Below are 17,744 nucleotides of genomic sequence, written 5' to 3' on the forward strand. Positions count from 1 at the left end.
TAAATAAAAGTAAGTATGAAAAATTTGATTTATCTTCCACTGTTAATATCAGGTCTTCTTTTAGCAGATGATTATGAAGATGAAGTAAGAGACAGACTCAATAAATATTCAGGCAGTACTATTGCTGTTGATAATGGTTCGCAAGAGAGTGAGGAAGTTGTTTCAAGGAGCGGTAAGGAAGTTTATGATATTGGCTGTGCTGCATGCCATACTGCTGGCCTAGCTGGCTCTCCATTATTGGGTGATCAATCTCAATGGGAAGCTAGACTTGTAAAAGGCGTAGAGACATTAACAAATAATGCATACAACGGCTATAATGCAATGCCTGCCAAAGGTCTTTGTATGGATTGTTCAAAAGAAGAAATTAGAGCTTCAGTAGATTACATGCTCGAGGCTTTAACAGTCGACTAAATTTTCTGCTCTAGTTCTTCAATTCTTTTTTCTAATTGATCAACCTTAGCAATTAGTTGTTCTAGCTCATCTTTTTTAACAAAACCAGAATCTTTCATAAATTTTTCAAGGGCAGGTTTCACCATTTTTTCCATGCCTTTTAAATCTTTGCCCATTCCAAAAGGATTAAACATTTTCTCTCTCCAAAATAAAATTTTTATTAACTAAATTGTAGACTTCTTTCCAGTTTTTAGCTTGCAATTCACATGGGAAAATCTCAGTCCACTTTTTCCCCTCAGAATTAAACCATATGGTGTTAAAGTTACAATTTCTAGCACCCCCTACATCATTTATTGGACAATCTCCAATATGAATGACTTCATCAGCTTCGCATTTTGTTAATTCCAATGCTTTCAAAAAATGGTCTGGTGATGGTTTGTTGCTTTGAACATCTTTCGAATTAATTGAGAAATCAAATATATGGTCTATACCAATAAGCTTAAGGTCTGCATTTCCATTTGAAAGAGAAGCAACCTTTGTTTTTCTAAAGAGCCTTTCAATAATAATTTTTGCATCTTTGTACAATTGAACTTTATTCCTAGATTTAAAAAATTCGTTAAAAGCTTCGTTGCTGTAGTAAGCAGCTTCACTTTCATCAGCCCCAACTTCTTGAAGAATATACTTTATGATTTCCTTACGGAAAGAAGTTAAATCAAATTTTAAATTTGGATTTTTTTCAACTAAAGTTACTCTAATTTCACTTATACGCTTATCGTCGTATTCATTGTATATTTCTGGAAATTTTGCAAATACAAAATCCCACATTGCTTTTTCTGCCTCAACAATAACCTTATTGTTAGGCCACACAGTATTATCCAAGTCTAATGTTATAAGTTTAATTTTCTTTCTTAGCATGTGGGTGTGAGGCATCATAAATTTTTGCCAGCTGTTGGAAATTAAGTTTAGTATAAATTTGAGTAGTTGTGAGGCTACTATGTCCTAACATTTCCTGAATCGATCTTAAATCTCCACTTGATTCAAGAAGGTGAGAGGCAAAACTATGTCTCAACATGTGAGGATGTACAGGTTGCATGCCTTGCGAAACTGAGATTTTATATAATCTTTGCTGGAAAGCTCTCACAGAAATTCTCTTACCATACTTATTAGTAAAAAAAGCATCAGTTTTGATTCCTTTGGTCTCTCTAAAATTAATCCAATCTTGAATTGCTATTTGCGCAAATTTGCCAACAGGTATAAGCCTCTCTTTTTTTCCTTTTCCAAAAACTTTTACAAAGGAATAATTTGACTCAAAAGAAGATAAATTCAATCCAACTGCTTCTGAAACCCTTAGTCCTGAAGAGTAGAGCAGTTCTAAAAAAGCTTTATCCCGAAAGTCTGACATTGTTTTTGGTTCAAATGATAATAGTTTTGCAACATCTTCGGGAGGTAAAGCCTTAGGCAAGGTTTCATTAAGTTTTGGACTTTGAATATTTTCAAAAACGTTCTCATCTACTTCTTCAATCTTTTTTAAATATCTAAAAAAATTTCTTAAAGAAGAAAGATTTCTAAGGATAGAGCGATTACCGAGTCCTTTTTTTCTTAAATCAAAAATCCAGGAAGTTACATCTTGCTGTTCTAGCGACTCAATGCTTGTTTTTGTTTTAGACGCAAAGGCTAGAAATCTCTTAACATCTCTCTCATAGTTTGAGATTGTATGATTGGAGTAATTTTTAACTCTCAAAAAAGTTTTTAAATTTTCAAAAATATTCTCTTTCATCAAATTTACTTTTATTTATTATTTCAGTATTTGCCTCTGAACATATTTTATTGTCATCTTTTTTATAACAGATCATTTGACCTCCGCTAGAATTTAAAAAAATTTTGTCCAACAAAGGATTCTTCTTAAAGATTACAAAAGCTGTTGCAGAACTTCCACTTCCACATGAAAGCGTTTCACCTACCCCTGCTTCAAAAGTCCTAATTAGAAACTTATTATCTGAATCATGCTTATAAATGCTTAAGTTGAAATTATCTGAATTAAAGAATTTCCCTGTTTTTTGATATTCATTTTCCAAATCATCATCTACTAAATTATCAGACTCCCAAACAATGTGATAATTTGTTGTGTCAACGTAAGTAAATCCATCTAAAAGTTCTTTGTAAGCATTAATTTTCACAGTGGCCTTAATATTTTTAGCTATTGGTTTATCTCGATGCAATAAGGCCTTTATACATCTTTTCCCATTTATGCAGTTTAGGGCAGGAGTTCCATCTCGATTGAAAATTTTTAAATCCTTAAGAGAGGCGTCATCTTCTTTATGTATTAGTAACTGGTCAAATTTAAGATCTTTGTCTTGGTTGAGTTTTTCAAAAGAGCATTTTATGATTTTTTCATCGTTAGTAATGATAAAGGAGTTGCCATTACAGTGCATTTTTACAAATTCAATCATTTAATTTTTTAATACCCGTTTATTTTTAAATTTCAATTATATAATTGACCTGAGGTTTTTTTCTTAAATTGATCAAAAACAGGACTGTAAATGCATTAAGATTTCTGTCTGTAGACAGTGTGGAGAAGGCTGCTTCAGGACATCCAGGAATGCCACTTGGCATGGCAGACATAGCAGAGGTTTTATGGCGGAAACATCTTAGACATTCCCCAAAGAATCCAAAATGGTTTGATAGAGATAGATTTGTTTTATCAAATGGACATGGCTCTATGCTCTTATATAGTCTTTTGCATCTTACTGGCTATGACTTAACTATCCAAGATCTCAAAGATTTCAGACAATTAAAATCTAAAACACCTGGTCACCCAGAATTTGGAATCACTTCAGGTGTTGAAACTACAACAGGGCCTCTTGGGCAAGGAATTGCCAATGCTGTTGGAATGGCTTTGGCAGAGAAAATCCTAGCTAATCTCCTAAATAGCAAAAAAACAAATGTGATTGATCATTTTACTTACTGCTTTTTAGGTGATGGATGTCTTATGGAAGGGATTTCACATGAAGCTATGTCTTTTGCTGGCGTTCATGAGCTTAATAAATTAATTTGCTTTTATGATTCAAATGGAATTTCAATAGATGGTGAAATAAGTGATTGGTACAAAGACGACATTTCATTAAGGTGTAAGGCATATGGATGGAATGTTATTAATAATATAGATGGACATAATAGAGAAGAAATTGATGAAGCAATTTCTGTTGCAAAGAAGTCAAAAAAACCAACTATGATTGTATGTAAAACTCATATTGGTTACGGTGCAGGCAACAAACAAGATTCTGAATCCTCTCACGGAGCTGCACTTGGGTCTGAGATCGTAGCAGAGTTAAGAGAAAATCTTGATTGGCCATATTCTGAATTTGAAATCCCTAATGAAATTTATGCAGATTGGGATGCTTCGGACATAGGTCAAAAATATGAAGACGATTGGAATGAAAAAGTACAAACCCTCAAATCAGAAAACCCTGAGAAAGCAGAACTTCTAGAAAGGTTGTTAAACGAAAAGCTGCCTGAGAAATTTGATTCTAATTTTAGTGTCTTTTTAGAAGAGATTTTAAAGCACAATGAACCAATAGCAACTAGAAAAGCTTCTCAGAAAGTTCTTGAATTCTTGAAAAAAAACCTGCCAGAATTGATAGGCGGCTCAGCTGATTTAAGTGGCTCAAATAACACCAATACAAGTGTTTCAAACCCAATTACTAGCTCCCAAAACGGAAATTATATTTATTACGGCGTTAGAGAATTTGGTATGAATGCAATAATGAATGGCATTTCTCTTCATGGAGGTCTTATTCCTTATGCAGGTACATTTTTAGTATTTATGGATTACGGGAGAAATGCAGTGAGAATGGCTGCATTGATGGGGATAAAAGTAATTTTTGTTTATTCTCATGATAGTGTTGCTCTCGGAGAAGATGGGCCCACTCATCAACCAATTGAGCATCTTACAACTTTAAGATCTACACCGAATATGCATACCTGGAGAGCAGCTTCATTATTAGAGACAGCAGTTGCTTGGAAATCAGCTATTCAAAGAAATGATGGACCGTCTTCCCTAATACTTACAAGGCAGAATATAGATAACATTGAGAATAAAAGTTTTGATGAAGTATCAAGGGGTGGATACTTTTTAAGAAAATTTGATGATTCAAACATTCAACTTATAGCTACTGGATCAGAGGTTTCTTTATCACTTGAAGCTGCTGAAATTCTTGAGCAAGAAGGAGTCAAATGTAATGTAGTAAGCGTCCCTTGTATCGAAGTTTTAGAAACTAACAAACAAATTTATAAAGAAATTTTTTCCGAAAGCAAAATTAATATTGCTATTGAGTGTAGTCATCCAAATTCTTGGTATGCTCACACAAAGAATGTAATTGGAATTGAAGAATTTGGAGAATCAGGTAAAGGTCATATATTAATGGAGCATTTTGGTTTCACCCCAAAAAAAATAGTAGAAAAAATAAAAAGTTTTTTATGACAGATCTTCACTCAATCGATCTTAAGAATAAGTATGTCGGGCTGAGAGTGGATTTAAATGTTCCTTTAGAAAGTGGTGAAGTATTAAGCCCTGATAGATTGTCAGCTGCTTTGCCAACAATTTTATATATTCTTGAACACACAGAAAATCTCTGCCTAATAAGCCACCTTGGTCGTCCAAAAGAGGATGATTTTGACCCAAACCTTTCTTTGAAACCAATAAAAGAGTGGTTTGAGAAAAGATTAAACAAAAAAATATCTTTAGAGAACGAAATTAAAAAAAGCAAGGGAATAAAGATGCTTGAAAATATTCGTTTTTTCAAAGGAGAAAATGAAAACTCTGAAAACTTAGGACAAAAGCTTGCAGATATTTTTGATGTTTACATTATGGATGCCTTTGCAACAGCGCACCGTAAATCTGCTTCAACTTATGGAGCTATAATTAAATCAAAGATTAAATCACCCGGACTTTTATTTAGCAATGAGGTCAGAAATTTAAAAGAAATTCTTAATGAACCGAATCGATTAGTAAGCATAATTGGTGGTTCTAAGGTTTCAACTAAGCTTGAAGTGGTTGAAAATTTACTTCAAAAGTCTGAAAAGGTTATTGTTGGAGGTGGCATTGCTAATACTTTCCTTAAAGCAGTTGGATACGAAATTGGAGAATCAATTTATGAAGAAAACATGTTAAAAAAATGCTCACAGATGGTTAAAAGTGGAAAAGTTTTATTACCAGAGAGGGTTTATGTGGCAAGCTCTCCATCTGCTACAGAAGTTAATTTAGTTGATGTTGAAAAAGTGCCAAAAGAAATGATGATTCTAGATTTAGAATTTAAGAGTGAGTCTGTATCAAAATATTTTAATTTCTTATGGAATGGCCCATTAGGTATTTTTGAGATAGATCTTTTTTCGAATGGAACAAAGCAACTTATTGATTTTTTATCTCAATCAGATAGGAAAGTAATTGCAGGTGGTGGGGAGACAATTTTTGCGATTAACAAGTTTTCTGAGAAGAAAAATTTTCATTACGTTTCCACAGCTGGAGGTGCTTTTTTAGAGTATTTATCAGGTAAAAGCCTTCCATCCATTGAGGCATTAGAGTTAGAATAGCTACCAATGAATTTTTCAAATTTAAACTCCATAGCGAACTATATTGTTGAAAATGGAAAAGGTATTCTTGCAGCAGATGAAAGCAATCCTACTTGTAAAAAAAGGTTTGATACAATTTCTGTAGAATCTACAGAAGAAAATCGAAGAGATTACAGACAGCTTTTATTTCAGGCTGAGGGTATGTCAAATAATATAGGCGGGGTAATCCTTTTTGATGAAACTATTCGACAAAATACTAATGATGGAACTCCCCTTGTAGATTTAATAAAACAAAAGGAAGCACTTCCAGGAATAAAAGTTGATAAGGGCCTTGCTCCTTTTGAAAACTCAGATATAGAAAAAGTTACACAAGGTATAGAGGATCTTGACTCTAGGTGTGCGGAATATTTCAATATGGGTGCTCTTTTTACAAAATGGCGAGCTGTAATAAGCATTGGAAGTAACTTACCTTCACAAGGATGCATTGAAGAAAATGCAAAACTTCTTGCTAGATATGCAAAGATTGTTCAAAAAAATAATATGGTTCCTATAGTTGAACCTGAAGTCCTAATGGATGGTAGTCATGGTATCGAAGAATGTTATGACGCTACCTCAAGAACATTAAAGTCGCTTTTTCAAAATCTTGAAGAAGAAAATGTCGACATAACAGGAACTATACTTAAGCCAAATATGGTAACACCAGGATCGGAGTACCAAGAAAAGATCGGTGTTGAAACTGTTGCTAAGGAAACCTTAAGATGTCTGCATGAGTGTGTTCCAGACAACCTTCCAGCTATTACATTTCTTTCAGGTGGACAATCAGAAACTGTTTCAACTGAACACTTAGATGCAATGAATAAAATTGGAGGTTCTCCATGGAAGTTAAGCTTTTCATATGGAAGAGCTTTACAAGCTGGAGCTTTAAAAGCTTGGCTAGGTAAATCAGAAAATGTTGATGCAGCACAAAGTGCATTTTCTCATAGGGCTTTAATGAATAAAAAAGCAGCACTGGGCCAATGGTCAAAAGATTTAGAAGTTTAAGTTGAAAAAACTTGCAGTTTTTCTTTCTTCTGGTGAACCTAATTTCCATATAAAGTCAGATCTAGACCAAATAGCAAATTTTCTTGCCGAACAAAAAATATGCCTTTTATATGGAGGAGGTAAGCTTGGCTTGATGGGTTATCTCTCTCAAAAAACAAAAGAATATAACGGATATGTCGAAGGTGTAACAGTCGATATGTTTGACAAGAAAAAATATACTCCAGACTATATTGATTCTCTTGAAGTTGAAACAAATTTTTACGATAGGAAGAGAAAATTAAATGATCATTCAGATGCATTTCTTATATTGCCTGGTGGTATTGGAACAGCAGATGAATTCTTTGATGTCTTAAACCTAGCTAGTCTTGGGTTAATAACAAAAAAAATTATTGTCTACAATAAAAATGATTGTTGGACAGATTTACTTACATGGATAGATAAAGCTAAAAATATGGAAATGTTGCGTACTATTCCCAAAAACCTAGTAATAGCTGAAAATATAGATGATCTTATTTTTGCTTTAAAAAGTTATGTCTAAGTTTGATATTAAGAGTTTTGTTAATCCACATATCACTACACTCGAAAGCTTTAATTCACAATATAAAGAATCAATTCAAAATCCAAGTTCCTTTTTTCTTAAAAAAGCCATTTCTTATCTTTCTTGGTTTGAGGAGCCAACTATTGGATATAACGGAAGTTTTGAAGAGCCAAAATGGTTTGAAGATGGAATACTAAATATAAGTTATAACTGCATTGATAGACATGCACAAAAAAACCCAGAGAAAATTGCAATAATTTGGCAAGGGGATCAAGAGAACAACTCTAAAGAAATTTCTTATCAAGAACTTCTTGAAGAAGTTTCAAAATTAGCAAATGGTCTAAAGTCTTTAGGTGTAAAAAAGGGCGACAGAGTATGCATTTATATGCCTATGATCCCTGAAGCAGCATATTCAATGTTTGCTTGTATGAGAATAGGAGCAATTCATTCTGTTGTTTTTGGGGGTTTTTCACCAGAGGCAATTTCATCAAGAATTCTTGATGCTGATTGCGAATATGTAATTACTGCAGATGAAGGAATTAGAGGAGGCAAAACAATCCCACTTAAGTTCAGTGTAGATAAAGCATTAGAAAAATGTCCAAAAATTAAAAAAGTGATAGTTTTTCAATACACAAAAACAGATGTTAATTGGAATAATAAATTAGATATTACTTATGAGGAATTAGTTGCTAATCAGCCAACAGAATGTGAATGTGCTGAGTTAAAGGCTGAAGACCCTTCATTTATTCTTTATACTTCTGGCTCAACAGGAAAACCTAAAGGAGTGCTACATACAACTGCAGGCTACCTTTTAGGTGCAAATCTTTCATTTAAATATATTTTTGGAATTAGAGATGATGATATACATTGGTGCACTGCAGATGTAGGCTGGATAACGGGCCATACTTATATTCTTTACGGACCTCTATCAAATGGAATTACAACAGTCATGTTTGAAGGAGTTCCGACTTATCCAGATCCTTCAAGGTTTTGGAAAGTATGTGATCAACACAAAGTAAATATTTTTTATACTGCACCTACTGCAATAAGAGCACTCATTGCACAGGGCGACAGGTATCTTGAAAGTACATCTCGAGATTCAATAAGAGTTCTAGGGACAGTTGGGGAGCCAATAAATCCCGATGTTTGGGAATGGTATTACCAAAAAGTAGGTAAAAGTAATTGTGAAGTAGTAGATACTTGGTGGCAGACCGAAACTGGCTCAGTTTTGATATCACCTATTGCAGGCGTTACTCCAAAAAAACCAGGTTCAGCAACTTTACCATTTTTTGGCGTTAAACCTTCACTAGTAGATAGCGATGGAAAAGAGCTTAAAGGCGATGTAAAGGGCAATCTCTGCATAGATTCATCCTGGCCAAGTCAAATAAGAACTGTCTACGGCGATCATAAACGAATGACCGATACCTACTTTAGTCAGTACAAAGGAAAGTACTTTACTGGTGATGGGGCTAGAAGAGATGAAGAAGGTTACTACTGGGTAACTGGAAGAGTTGATGATGTCTTAAATGTCTCTGGACACAGAATTGGAACTGCAGAAGTTGAGAGTGCAATCGTAAATCATGAAGATGTTGCTGAAGCAGCAGTTGTTGGAATAGAGCACGAAATAAAAGGTCAGGCAATATACGCATATGTAATTTTAAAAGATAATGATAAAGATAAGAAAATAATTAATAATGAAATTCTTGAAGAGGTTTCTAAAATAATAGGGAAAATTGCTAAACCAGAGGTTATACAATTTACAAGAGACTTGCCTAAGACTAGATCGGGAAAAATTATGAGAAGAATTTTAAGAAAAATAGCAAATAATGAATTTGAAAATTTAGGTGATACAACAACACTCGCAGATCCCTCAATAGTAAAGGAGCTCATAAAGAATAGAAATGAATGATGACAAACTTGTTTTAATTTCTGGTTCAGGCAGAGGTCTTGGAGCATCTATTGCTGAATCTTTTGCAAATAGAGGCTATAAGGTTGCTATAAATTACTTTAAGAGTGAAAAAAAAGCACATGAATTAGCAGATAAATTAGGCTCCGATGTAATACCTTTTTATGCAGATGTTTCCTGTAAAGATGATGTTATTGAACTGAACAAAAATATATGTGATACATTCAAAAAAGGTCCAGATATCTTGGTGAACAATGCTATGACTGAATATTTGTTTAATGGTGATTTAAGAAAAAAGGCCCATGAGATCACTTGGGATGAGATTCAAAATCATCTGGATATAACAATCAAAGGATCATTTAATTTAATTCAAGAGCTTTTTAAAAATATGAAAAAAAATAATTTTGGAAGAATAATAAATGTTGGAACAAACTTATTTCAGAACCCAGTAGTCCCATATCATGATTATATTATTGCTAAATCTGGTTTATTAGGATTAACAAGAAGTTTTGCTAAAGATCTTGGTGAATTTGGTATAACAGTCAATATGGTATCTGGAGGTTTGCTTAAAGTTACTGATGCCAGCGCAGCAACACCAGACGAAGTTTTTGATGCAATTGCGTCAATGACTCCTTTACAGAGAGTTACTACAACAAAAGATTTCTCAGATGCACTAATATTTTTTGCTTCAGATGAAGCAAGATCAATAACTGGTCAAAACCTTACAGTTGATGGCGGATTAACTTTCAATTAAAAAGGCAGACCAGCGGTCTGCCAAATATAAACGCAATTAAATGCCTAAGAGATTTGTCTTAAATTTTTAAACCTACAGGTCATGAATCCATTCTGATGATTTATCAAGAATGAGTCATTGATTACATCTTTAGAATTGAAGGAAATCTTATATGGTTTTTTTATAGTGCAGGACTTAGGTGTAATAATGTCTCCTTTAAAATAAATATCATCTTTCAATTTAAAAATGATATCTTCATTTTTCATAATAAAAATTTGATCTATATCTTTTACAGAAAAATGGTTGTCTGAGTACAATACTGACCCAAACAATAATAAAAATAATAAATAAATAGTTTTCATATTTGCCAAATATAATTATGTCACAATAATGTCACATAAATGTAATATAAGTGTAACTAGTATTTTTGTCAATTAGATGATTAAAAATTAATCAATTTGATTTTGCTTATTCTTTCTAGAATATTTTTTCTTCAATGGTTTCACCCGCATTTTATATTTTGGAGTCTTTAGATCTTTAGCTATTGGATTTCTTTTTTTTCTCATTACTAAATAATAAGCCTAATTCAAATAACAAATACATGGGCACAGCAAGAAGTATTTGTGAAATTACATCTGGTGGGGTAAAAATCATGCCAAAAATAAAACACGAAACAAGAACTATACCCCTGTATTCCTTAATTTTATTCTTATTTAGAATATTCAAAGAGATTAATATATTTACAATCAATGGCACTTGAAAAGCTATTCCGAAAGCGAAGGATAGTGTCAGAACAAAAGAGTAAAATCTAGAAATATCAGTAGAAATTTCAAGATTACTTGGTCCAACTGATGAAAAAAATGCAAGTGCATTTGGAACTACAATGATCAAACAAAAAATAACTCCTGTATAAAATAAAAAAGTTGCTAAAAATGTTTTTGAAAAAATAGCCAGCTTTTCCGTCTTATATAAACCAGGCGCCATAAAGCTTAGAATTTGCCAAAGAAATATTGGAAGTGAGACTAAAAAAGCAATAAATAATACAAGTTTCAAAGGAATCAAAAATGGAGAAGTTACTTCAATAGCAATTAGAGTCTTTTGATCTACTAAATCTAAGAAGTACAAAAAACCATCAAATAAATAATTTGTAAAAGGCAGTAAAACAATGACTGAAATTATAAAAATAGCAATTGAAAATAAAATTCTATTTCTTAATTCTTCAAAGTGAGATGAAAGACTATTGCTCATCTTCTTTATCAAACTCTTTCATTTTTTTTTCGTTAAAGACTTCTTGCTTTAATTCTTGATAATTAAACTCTCTCTCTAAGTCTTCTTTTGCATTATCAAACGTAGAGCGGATCTTTATAAAAGACTTCATCAGATCCCTTAAGTATTTTGATATTTTTTCCGGTTTTGCAGCAACAAAAAAAACCAGAATAATAATTAAAAGTTCAGGAATTCCTATCTGAATCATTATCCTCTTTAATCTCTTTTTTGAAACCTTTCAAAGCTTTTCCTATATCACTTCCTAAAGACCTTAATCTTTTAGTTCCAAAAACTAAGATTATTATTGCTAGAACAACAATTATCTGCAGCCAACCAATGGTCATTTTATATCTCCATAGTTTTGATCAAATATTTCTTGTGTTTCCTCAAATCTTTTCACAATCATATATGTAAGTATATGTTTTTTTGATACAAGATACTTTACAAGTCCTTTAACACTATACTTATCTTTAAACCATGTTTTTAAGAATGGATTTGCTACACTCCAAAAATCCAATTCAGGATAAATTTGTCTTCCCATGCCCTCGATGTGAACTAGAGTTTTAATTAAAAGCAAAAGATCATTATCTAAGTAAAGATTAAATGGTCTCATAGCTTCAAGAAGATTTAATAAAAGCTCACCAAATAAAATTTGAGACAAAGGTTTATCTAGTAAGTGTTCACAATTAATTCTTAGAATATTTTCTAATTCCTCAGTTTTTGTATCCTCACTCACCCAATTAGCGAAAATAAAAAGTTGAGCCAAAGAATAAAAATCTTTTTTAAGTAAAGAAGATATCATCTGCGCAATTAATATTTGATTAGACTCGGACAATGAACCACATATCGCGTAATCGACAGCATAGTAAAAAGGTTTTTTTGGCGATGTTTTGGCAGCAAAAATATTTCCAGGATGCATATCAGCATGAAAAAAATTATCTTGAAAAACTTGTTTTAAAAAAATTTTTACCCCACTCTCTGCCAAAGCTTTAAGGTTCAACTTATATTTCTTTAACTCTTTTATATTTGTAACAGGAATTCCATCAATATATTCCATAACAATTATTTTTTTGGTTGTATATTTTTCTACAATTGAGGGCACATAAAGAAAACTACTATCCTGAAAATTTTCGTATGTCTTTTTTGCATTATTTGCTTCTAAACGAAAATCTAATTCGTTATTAATAACTCTTTCATAATCATTAATAATTTTCATTAAATCTATCCTCGGATATGATTTTATAAAAAATCTTAAAATCCTAATTCCAAATTTTACGAGGTTAATATCTTTGAGAATCTTTTCTTTAAGATGTGGCCTTTGAACTTTTACAACAAATTTTTTTTTATCCATAAAAAAAACATGTACCTGTGCAAGTGATGCAGACGAAAGTGGTATTTTATCTATGTTGCTCAGTATATTTTTTGATTTTTTTCCTAGTTCAGTTTCAATAGTGTTTCTTATGTAATCAAAAGACACTGCTTCACAATCATCAGTGAGCTTATTTAACTCTTTTGAGAGTTTTTTTGACACTAAATCTGTTCTTGTAGAGAGCAACTGACCTAATTTTATATAGACTGGGCCAAAATCCTCTAATTTCTCTTTAAAATTTTCTTCTGGATTTTTTTTATTTATAAATGGTACTAATAGAAAATTATATTTAATTCCAAATGTAGTAAATATTCCTGATGCCCGTATTTTGAAAAATATATAAAAAAGTCTAAAAATGTTCATTTAATACCAGAATGAATACACACTATTCCGTTTGTTAAGTCTTCAAATGAGACTTTTGAAAATTTATTTTTTTTCAACATTGATTTTAGTTCTTTCTGATTTTCATGAGTTCTAATTGATTTAACTAAATACTCATAACTTTTTTTATCGTCTGAGACTAATTCACCAATAGTTGGAATAATTCTATAACTATAAAAATCATAGAGCTTTGAAAAAGCCTTATTATTAACTTTCGAAAACTCAAGAATTCTTAAAGAGCCACCTTTTTTTAATATTCTAAAAATTTCTTTTAATGACATATCCTTATCTGAAAAGTTTCTAAATCCAAATGAGATAAAGACATGATCAAAAAAATTATCGTTAAATGGCAAAGACTCAGCCTCACTTATTTCAAATTTAGATTTATTTATAAAGCCTTCGTCTGCAGCTCGCTCTTTAGCTTTAAGTATCATTTCCTTATTTTGATCAACTAACCAAATATTTGATGAAGGGGAATGTTCATAAATTAATTTGGCAATATCTCCTGTACCTGAAGCTAAGTCAAGAATTTTAGACTTATCTTTGATATTTGTGTTTTTTACAAATTGCTTTTTCCAAACCCTATGCAGACCAAAGGACATTAAATCATTCATTAAGTCATAATTATCAGCAACTTGAGAGAAGATTTTATTTACTCCTTTCGTTTTAGCTTTTTTTTCAACCTTCTCGTCTCCAAAAAATACTTTTTGATTATCTTTACTGGTCATATAGAATTATTGTTTGAATAGAGAGTATAAATGACAAATACAAATTTTCTAGCTTGGATAGATTTAGAAATGACAGGCTTAGATCCTGAAAAACACCATATTATTGAAATTGGAAGTCTGATTACTGATGGGAATTTAAATATAGTTGAAGAGGGTCCAAATATTGCAATTTCTCAGCAACAAGATGTTCTCGATTTAATGGATGAGTGGAATGTAAACCAACACTCTAAAACTGGATTAATTGAATTAATTAAAAAAAGTGAAGTAAACATAAAAGAAGCAGAACTTAAAACGCTTGAATTTTTTAAAAAACATTTAACACAACATGCTTCACCACTTTGCGGTAGTAGCATTTCTCATGACAGACGTTTCTTAATCAAATATATGCCAAAACTAGCAAACCATTTTCATTATAGACATATAGATGTAACTTCTTTTAAAGAGTCACTAAAAAGATGGGATAAAGACTTTGTAGAGTATAAGAAAAAAGCATCTCATAGAGCAATGGATGATATAAGAGAATCTGTAGAAGAGCTTAGATATTACAAAGAAAAATATATTAAATAATTTTCTCCTTGGGATTGAGTGAAAATGTTCTAAGAACAAATCTTTCATAAATTTTATTTTTAACTGTATTTACACCTATAAATGAGACTTGCCCAGAATTTTGGTTAAGCTTAAGTGTTAAATAACCTCTATTTCTAAAATTTGTCCAAACCAAATCTTTATTAATTTTTGTTACAGCTTTTTCAAGTGGTCGGACATCAAGTTCTCCAAATTCTTCCGAACCACCTGGTGAAGAAACTGATGGTGTGCCAAACTCGACTCCTTTAAATATTCCAGAGTTATTAGCAATATTTCCGGCCCAACAATTATGAGTATCACCTGCTAAAAAAATATTGTTTGATGAAGTGTTAATAGAATTTAAAAATCTTTCTCTAGCTGCTGGGTAGCCATCCCATGCGTCAGTGTTATAAGGTAAATTTAAATTATTAATGTATTTCAGAAATGTTGCTTGTGGTGATAGATTATCTAGAACTTCAGATGGAAGAGTTGGTAATACAACTTTTGAAATTAAAACTTGTTGACCAAAAACATTCCAAAAAAATTTCTTCTTGGTTTCTTTAGCTATAAATCTCAGTTGTTCTTTACCTATGAGATTACGCTTTTCATTATTAAGATCCTCTATAAATTTATTTTTATCAAATTTCCCATCATTGATATAACTTACATAATTAACTTGTTTATCTCTGTTACTTAGTCTTGTGTCTAAGATGATTAAATTTATCAAGTTGCCAATCTCAAAATTCCTCCAACCTCTTTCTTTTGAATATTTTTCTCTAATAGGCATCCATTCATAATATGCTTTTAACGCTGTTCTTTTTCTTAAGTTAAATTTACCTTCAATTTTTTGATGATTTTCTGCCCCATATTTCCATGCATCATTTGTTACTTCATGATCATCCCAGATGGGTACCATAGGACGTGACTGATGTAATTTTTGAAGATTTTTGTCAGTTTTATACTGTGCGTGTCTAAGTCTATAGTCATGAAGTGTAAGAATTTCTTTTTCGGGGATTGGAATTCGCCCTAATTTATCTGCATTTTGTGTAGCATAACCACCATTTTCATATTCATAAATGTAATCTCCAAGATGTATGTTTAGATCAATGCTTTTATCTTCTGCAGCATCTTTATACACATTAAAAAAACCTGCAGGATGATTAGAGCAGCTAAAAATCGCAAGCTTATATTCTTCAACATTACCTTTTGGCAGTGTAGATGTTGTGCCAATTGGTGAAATTGTATCGTTACAAATAAAGCGATAATAAAACTTAGTTCCTGGAAAAAATTTAGCAAGATTCACATCAGCTTTCACCGTAAAATCTTTTTTGCTATTGGTATAAAGAGTTCCAGTTAGTGAGATTTTTGAAAAATTTTTATTTTTTGATACCTGATAAATTACTTTTTGTGACGAATTAAAGTTTTCTGGTGTAACTCTTGTCCAAATAATTACTTTCTTATTAGTTGGATCTCCACTTGCTACACCATGTAAAAATTTTACTTTGTTAATTTTTTTTTGAAATGCAGCTAAAGCTGGTATGAAAAATAAAAGAGATAATGATTTAAGAAATGATCTTCTGTTCATATTTTAAATTTTTATTTTGTTTTATCAGGCACAATATTTATAGGAAATTGAGCTAGATTCTTTGAATCAGCCTTAGAAATTTTCGACTTACCGATTTCATTAACAACATCAATTCTAACAATTGAATTTATAGGTAAAAGAGTTTTTTGCACATTTAGAAATTCAGCTTTTAACTTTTCTTCAGAAGTATCTACAACTAAATTATTTTTCGTATCAAAAATATAGCCATCAATTTCAAGAAAAGCGTAAAAATCGCTTTGGTATATATTTTTTGCGTAAATTTCGTATACTTCTCCAACTTGAAAAAATTTAATTTTGTAAATTTTTTGTTTCACTATAATAAGAATATGCCAAAGAAATTATACATCAAAACACATGGCTGTCAGATGAACGAGTACGATTCAGAAAAGATGGCAAAGATTCTTAAACATGAGGAAAATTTTGAGCTTACAAGTTCAGAACTTGATGCAGATCTTATTATTTTAAATACTTGCTCCATTCGTGAGAAAGCACAAGAGAGAGTATTTCATCAGATTGGTAGATGGAGAAAAATTAAAGAAAAAAAGCCAGGTCTTAAAATAGCAATTGGTGGATGTGTTGCATCACAAGAGGGTGAAAAAATTATGAAAAGAGCACCAGAGGTTGATATTGTTTTTGGCCCTCAATCGCTCCATCGCTTACCAGAACTTTACAAAAAAAAACAAAAAGTCAAAAAAGCACAAATTGATATATCTTTTCCAAAACTAGAAAAATTTTCTCATATGCCTGCTCCTGATAAAGGAGAACCATCATCTTTTGTCTCAATAATGGAAGGATGTAATAAATATTGCTCTTTCTGTGTGGTGCCTATGACAAGAGGGCATGAAGTATCAAGAACTGTTGAAGATATTCTTAAAGAAGTAAAGATATTATCTGAAAAGGGAACAGCCGAAATTCATTATTTAGGTCAAAATGTGAATAACTTTAAAGGAACATATAAAGGTGAAATTTCATCTCTTTCACAGCTTATTGAATTAACTGGAAAAATTGATGGTATAGAGAGAATTCGATTCACAACAAGCCATCCACATGAATTTAAAGATGACCTTGTTGAAGTTTATGCAAATGTTCCTGAATTGGTAAGTCATGTTCATCTTCCAATTCAAAGTGGCTCTGATCGAATCCTCAAGCTTATGAGAAGAAGATACGATACTAACAAGTACTTAAAATTAATAGAAAAAATTAAAAAAATAAGACCCGATATGAGTTTCTCTTCAGATTTTATTGTTGGCTTTCCTGGAGAAACTGAAGAAGATTTTCAGGCCACTATGGATATAGTTGAAAAAGTAAAATTTGATGCATCATACAGTTTTATATACAGCCAAAGACCAAATACGCCTGCATCTCAAATGGAAGACGATGTCTCAGAAAAAGTTAAGAAAGATAGGCTAGATCTGTTGCAAGATAGATTAAATCAAATAGCTTTTGGCTATAGTAGAAAGCTGGTGGGAACAATACAGAATTGTTTAGTTATGGGGTTATCTAAAAAAGATCCAGGTCAGCTTCAAGCAAGAACAATTTGCGACAGAGTAGTAAATTTTCAAGCAGATAACTATGATTTAGTTGGACAATTGGTTAATATTCAAATTAATGAAGCATTGCCTAACTCACTTAGAGGCGTATTAAATAATTAAAT

Annotated in this window: 21 protein-coding genes; 9 read left to right on the forward strand and 12 right to left on the reverse strand. The window is 31.7% G+C overall.

Annotated elements, in window-relative coordinates; genetic code table 11:
• Nucleotides 1-15 precede the first annotated feature (15 nt).
• On the forward strand, nucleotides 16-411 hold the full coding sequence (locus tag M9B42_00175) for a c-type cytochrome (protein ID URQ64277.1): 396 nt from the start codon (nucleotides 16-18) through the stop codon (nucleotides 409-411).
• Here the strand turns inward: M9B42_00175 and M9B42_00180 are convergent.
• The 4 genes from M9B42_00180 to M9B42_00195 are packed head-to-tail and all read right to left on the reverse strand — an operon-like array spanning nucleotide 408 to nucleotide 2,840.
• Nucleotides 408-584, reverse strand: a complete 177-nt coding sequence (locus M9B42_00180; protein URQ64278.1) for an accessory factor UbiK family protein — start codon at nucleotides 582-584, stop codon at nucleotides 408-410. The two genes, M9B42_00175 and M9B42_00180, sit on opposite strands and share 4 nt — an antisense overlap.
• Nucleotides 577-1,269 carry an HAD family hydrolase gene (locus tag M9B42_00185; GenBank protein ID URQ64279.1) on the reverse strand — a complete coding sequence of 231 codons (693 nt, stop codon included), beginning with the start codon at nucleotides 1,267-1,269 and terminating at the stop codon, nucleotides 577-579. Before M9B42_00185 ends, M9B42_00180 begins: the two co-directional genes overlap by 8 nt.
• A 16-nt stretch (nucleotides 1,270-1,285) precedes the next feature.
• On the reverse strand, nucleotides 1,286-2,167 hold the full coding sequence (locus M9B42_00190; GenBank protein ID URQ64280.1) for a tyrosine recombinase XerC: 882 nt from the start codon (nucleotides 2,165-2,167) through the stop codon (nucleotides 1,286-1,288).
• Complete coding sequence (locus tag M9B42_00195; protein ID URQ64281.1) at nucleotides 2,148-2,840, reverse strand: hypothetical protein; 693 nt, start codon at nucleotides 2,838-2,840, stop codon at nucleotides 2,148-2,150. Before M9B42_00195 ends, M9B42_00190 begins: the two co-directional genes overlap by 20 nt.
• Nucleotides 2,841-2,908: 68 nt before the next feature.
• Here M9B42_00195 and tkt point away from each other — a divergent pair, with 68 nt between their 5' ends.
• The 6 genes from tkt to M9B42_00225 are packed head-to-tail and all read left to right on the forward strand — an operon-like array spanning nucleotide 2,909 to nucleotide 10,197.
• A complete protein-coding gene (tkt, locus tag M9B42_00200) occupies nucleotides 2,909-4,870 on the forward strand; it encodes a transketolase (protein ID URQ64282.1) in 1,962 nt (653 codons plus the stop codon).
• On the forward strand, nucleotides 4,867-5,979 hold the full coding sequence (pgk, locus tag M9B42_00205) for a phosphoglycerate kinase (protein ID URQ64283.1): 1,113 nt from the start codon (nucleotides 4,867-4,869) through the stop codon (nucleotides 5,977-5,979). The genes tkt and pgk overlap by 4 nt, the downstream gene beginning before the upstream one ends.
• Before the next feature lie 6 nt (nucleotides 5,980-5,985).
• A complete protein-coding gene (locus M9B42_00210; GenBank protein ID URQ64284.1) occupies nucleotides 5,986-6,999 on the forward strand; it encodes a fructose-bisphosphate aldolase class I in 1,014 nt (337 codons plus the stop codon).
• 1 nt (nucleotide 7,000) lies between these two features.
• Nucleotides 7,001-7,537 (forward strand): TIGR00730 family Rossman fold protein, encoded by a 537-nt coding sequence (locus M9B42_00215; protein ID URQ64285.1) that lies wholly within the window; start codon nucleotides 7,001-7,003, stop codon nucleotides 7,535-7,537.
• A complete protein-coding gene (gene acs / locus M9B42_00220; protein ID URQ64286.1) occupies nucleotides 7,530-9,446 on the forward strand; it encodes an acetate--CoA ligase in 1,917 nt (638 codons plus the stop codon). The genes M9B42_00215 and acs overlap by 8 nt, the downstream gene beginning before the upstream one ends.
• Entirely contained in the window at nucleotides 9,439-10,197 is a 759-nt protein-coding gene (locus M9B42_00225; protein ID URQ64287.1) for a 3-oxoacyl-ACP reductase, read from the forward strand. The genes acs and M9B42_00225 overlap by 8 nt, the downstream gene beginning before the upstream one ends.
• A 44-nt stretch (nucleotides 10,198-10,241) precedes the next feature.
• Here M9B42_00225 and M9B42_00230 read toward each other — a convergent pair whose 3' ends face one another.
• The 6 genes from M9B42_00230 to ubiE form a co-directional block, all read right to left on the reverse strand.
• Nucleotides 10,242-10,538, reverse strand: coding sequence for a hypothetical protein (locus M9B42_00230; GenBank protein ID URQ64288.1), 297 nt, complete (start codon nucleotides 10,536-10,538; stop codon nucleotides 10,242-10,244).
• A 175-nt stretch (nucleotides 10,539-10,713) separates the two neighbouring features.
• Nucleotides 10,714-11,424, reverse strand: coding sequence for a twin-arginine translocase subunit TatC (gene tatC, locus M9B42_00235; protein ID URQ64289.1), 711 nt, complete (start codon nucleotides 11,422-11,424; stop codon nucleotides 10,714-10,716).
• Nucleotides 11,414-11,650 carry a hypothetical protein gene (locus M9B42_00240; GenBank protein ID URQ64290.1) on the reverse strand — a complete coding sequence of 79 codons (237 nt, stop codon included), beginning with the start codon at nucleotides 11,648-11,650 and terminating at the stop codon, nucleotides 11,414-11,416. Before M9B42_00240 ends, tatC begins: the two co-directional genes overlap by 11 nt.
• Nucleotides 11,628-11,786, reverse strand: coding sequence for a twin-arginine translocase TatA/TatE family subunit (gene tatA / locus M9B42_00245; GenBank protein ID URQ64291.1), 159 nt, complete (start codon nucleotides 11,784-11,786; stop codon nucleotides 11,628-11,630). Before tatA ends, M9B42_00240 begins: the two co-directional genes overlap by 23 nt.
• Complete coding sequence (locus M9B42_00250) at nucleotides 11,783-13,174, reverse strand: AarF/UbiB family protein (GenBank protein URQ64292.1); 1,392 nt, start codon at nucleotides 13,172-13,174, stop codon at nucleotides 11,783-11,785. The genes tatA and M9B42_00250 overlap by 4 nt, the downstream gene beginning before the upstream one ends.
• Nucleotides 13,171-13,920 carry a bifunctional demethylmenaquinone methyltransferase/2-methoxy-6-polyprenyl-1,4-benzoquinol methylase UbiE gene (ubiE, locus tag M9B42_00255; GenBank protein ID URQ64293.1) on the reverse strand — a complete coding sequence of 250 codons (750 nt, stop codon included), beginning with the start codon at nucleotides 13,918-13,920 and terminating at the stop codon, nucleotides 13,171-13,173. Before ubiE ends, M9B42_00250 begins: the two co-directional genes overlap by 4 nt.
• A gap of 30 nt (nucleotides 13,921-13,950) precedes the next feature.
• Here ubiE and orn point away from each other — a divergent pair, with 30 nt between their 5' ends.
• Nucleotides 13,951-14,487, forward strand: coding sequence for an oligoribonuclease (orn, locus tag M9B42_00260; protein URQ64294.1), 537 nt, complete (start codon nucleotides 13,951-13,953; stop codon nucleotides 14,485-14,487).
• On the opposite strand, the gene M9B42_00265 is transcribed toward orn, so the two are convergent.
• Both M9B42_00265 and M9B42_00270 read right to left on the reverse strand, forming a co-directional pair.
• The gene (locus tag M9B42_00265; GenBank protein ID URQ64295.1) at nucleotides 14,480-16,069 is read right to left on the reverse strand and encodes an alkaline phosphatase D family protein; all 1,590 of its coding nucleotides are present in this window, start codon (nucleotides 16,067-16,069) and stop codon (nucleotides 14,480-14,482) included. The two genes, orn and M9B42_00265, sit on opposite strands and share 8 nt — an antisense overlap.
• A gap of 11 nt (nucleotides 16,070-16,080) precedes the next feature.
• Nucleotides 16,081-16,404 (reverse strand): DUF1820 family protein, encoded by a 324-nt coding sequence (locus tag M9B42_00270; GenBank protein ID URQ64296.1) that lies wholly within the window; start codon nucleotides 16,402-16,404, stop codon nucleotides 16,081-16,083.
• A gap of 12 nt (nucleotides 16,405-16,416) precedes the next feature.
• Here M9B42_00270 and miaB point away from each other — a divergent pair, with 12 nt between their 5' ends.
• Nucleotides 16,417-17,742 (forward strand): tRNA (N6-isopentenyl adenosine(37)-C2)-methylthiotransferase MiaB, encoded by a 1,326-nt coding sequence (gene miaB / locus M9B42_00275; GenBank protein ID URQ64297.1) that lies wholly within the window; start codon nucleotides 16,417-16,419, stop codon nucleotides 17,740-17,742.
• Nucleotides 17,743-17,744: the final 2 nt, after the last annotated feature.

Source organism: SAR86 cluster bacterium (assembly GCA_023703535.1).
In the GTDB taxonomy this organism is placed as follows: domain Bacteria; phylum Pseudomonadota; class Gammaproteobacteria; order Magnimaribacterales; family TMED112; genus TMED112.

Bases quoted from the DNA above. Each gene is read 5' to 3' on its own strand.
- M9B42_00175 (URQ64277.1), top strand. From the start codon at position 16: ATGAAAAATTTGATTTATCTTCCACTGTTAATATCAGGTCTTCTTTTA.
- M9B42_00180 (URQ64278.1), bottom strand. From the start codon at position 584: ATGTTTAATCCTTTTGGAATGGGCAAAGATTTAAAAGGCATGGAAAAA.
- M9B42_00190 (URQ64280.1), bottom strand. From the start codon at position 2,167: ATGAAAGAGAATATTTTTGAAAATTTAAAAACTTTTTTGAGAGTTAAA.
- M9B42_00195 (URQ64281.1), bottom strand. From the start codon at position 2,840: ATGATTGAATTTGTAAAAATGCACTGTAATGGCAACTCCTTTATCATT.
- pgk (URQ64283.1), top strand. From the start codon at position 4,867: ATGACAGATCTTCACTCAATCGATCTTAAGAATAAGTATGTCGGGCTG.
- M9B42_00210 (URQ64284.1), top strand. From the start codon at position 5,986: ATGAATTTTTCAAATTTAAACTCCATAGCGAACTATATTGTTGAAAAT.
- acs (URQ64286.1), top strand. From the start codon at position 7,530: ATGTCTAAGTTTGATATTAAGAGTTTTGTTAATCCACATATCACTACA.
- M9B42_00225 (URQ64287.1), top strand. From the start codon at position 9,439: ATGAATGATGACAAACTTGTTTTAATTTCTGGTTCAGGCAGAGGTCTT.
- M9B42_00230 (URQ64288.1), bottom strand. From the start codon at position 10,538: ATGAAAACTATTTATTTATTATTTTTATTATTGTTTGGGTCAGTATTG.
- tatC (URQ64289.1), bottom strand. From the start codon at position 11,424: ATGAGCAATAGTCTTTCATCTCACTTTGAAGAATTAAGAAATAGAATT.
- M9B42_00240 (URQ64290.1), bottom strand. From the start codon at position 11,650: ATGATTCAGATAGGAATTCCTGAACTTTTAATTATTATTCTGGTTTTT.
- tatA (URQ64291.1), bottom strand. From the start codon at position 11,786: ATGACCATTGGTTGGCTGCAGATAATTGTTGTTCTAGCAATAATAATC.
- M9B42_00250 (URQ64292.1), bottom strand. From the start codon at position 13,174: ATGAACATTTTTAGACTTTTTTATATATTTTTCAAAATACGGGCATCA.
- ubiE (URQ64293.1), bottom strand. From the start codon at position 13,920: ATGACCAGTAAAGATAATCAAAAAGTATTTTTTGGAGACGAGAAGGTT.
- orn (URQ64294.1), top strand. From the start codon at position 13,951: ATGACAAATACAAATTTTCTAGCTTGGATAGATTTAGAAATGACAGGC.
- M9B42_00265 (URQ64295.1), bottom strand. From the start codon at position 16,069: ATGAACAGAAGATCATTTCTTAAATCATTATCTCTTTTATTTTTCATA.
- miaB (URQ64297.1), top strand. From the start codon at position 16,417: ATGCCAAAGAAATTATACATCAAAACACATGGCTGTCAGATGAACGAG.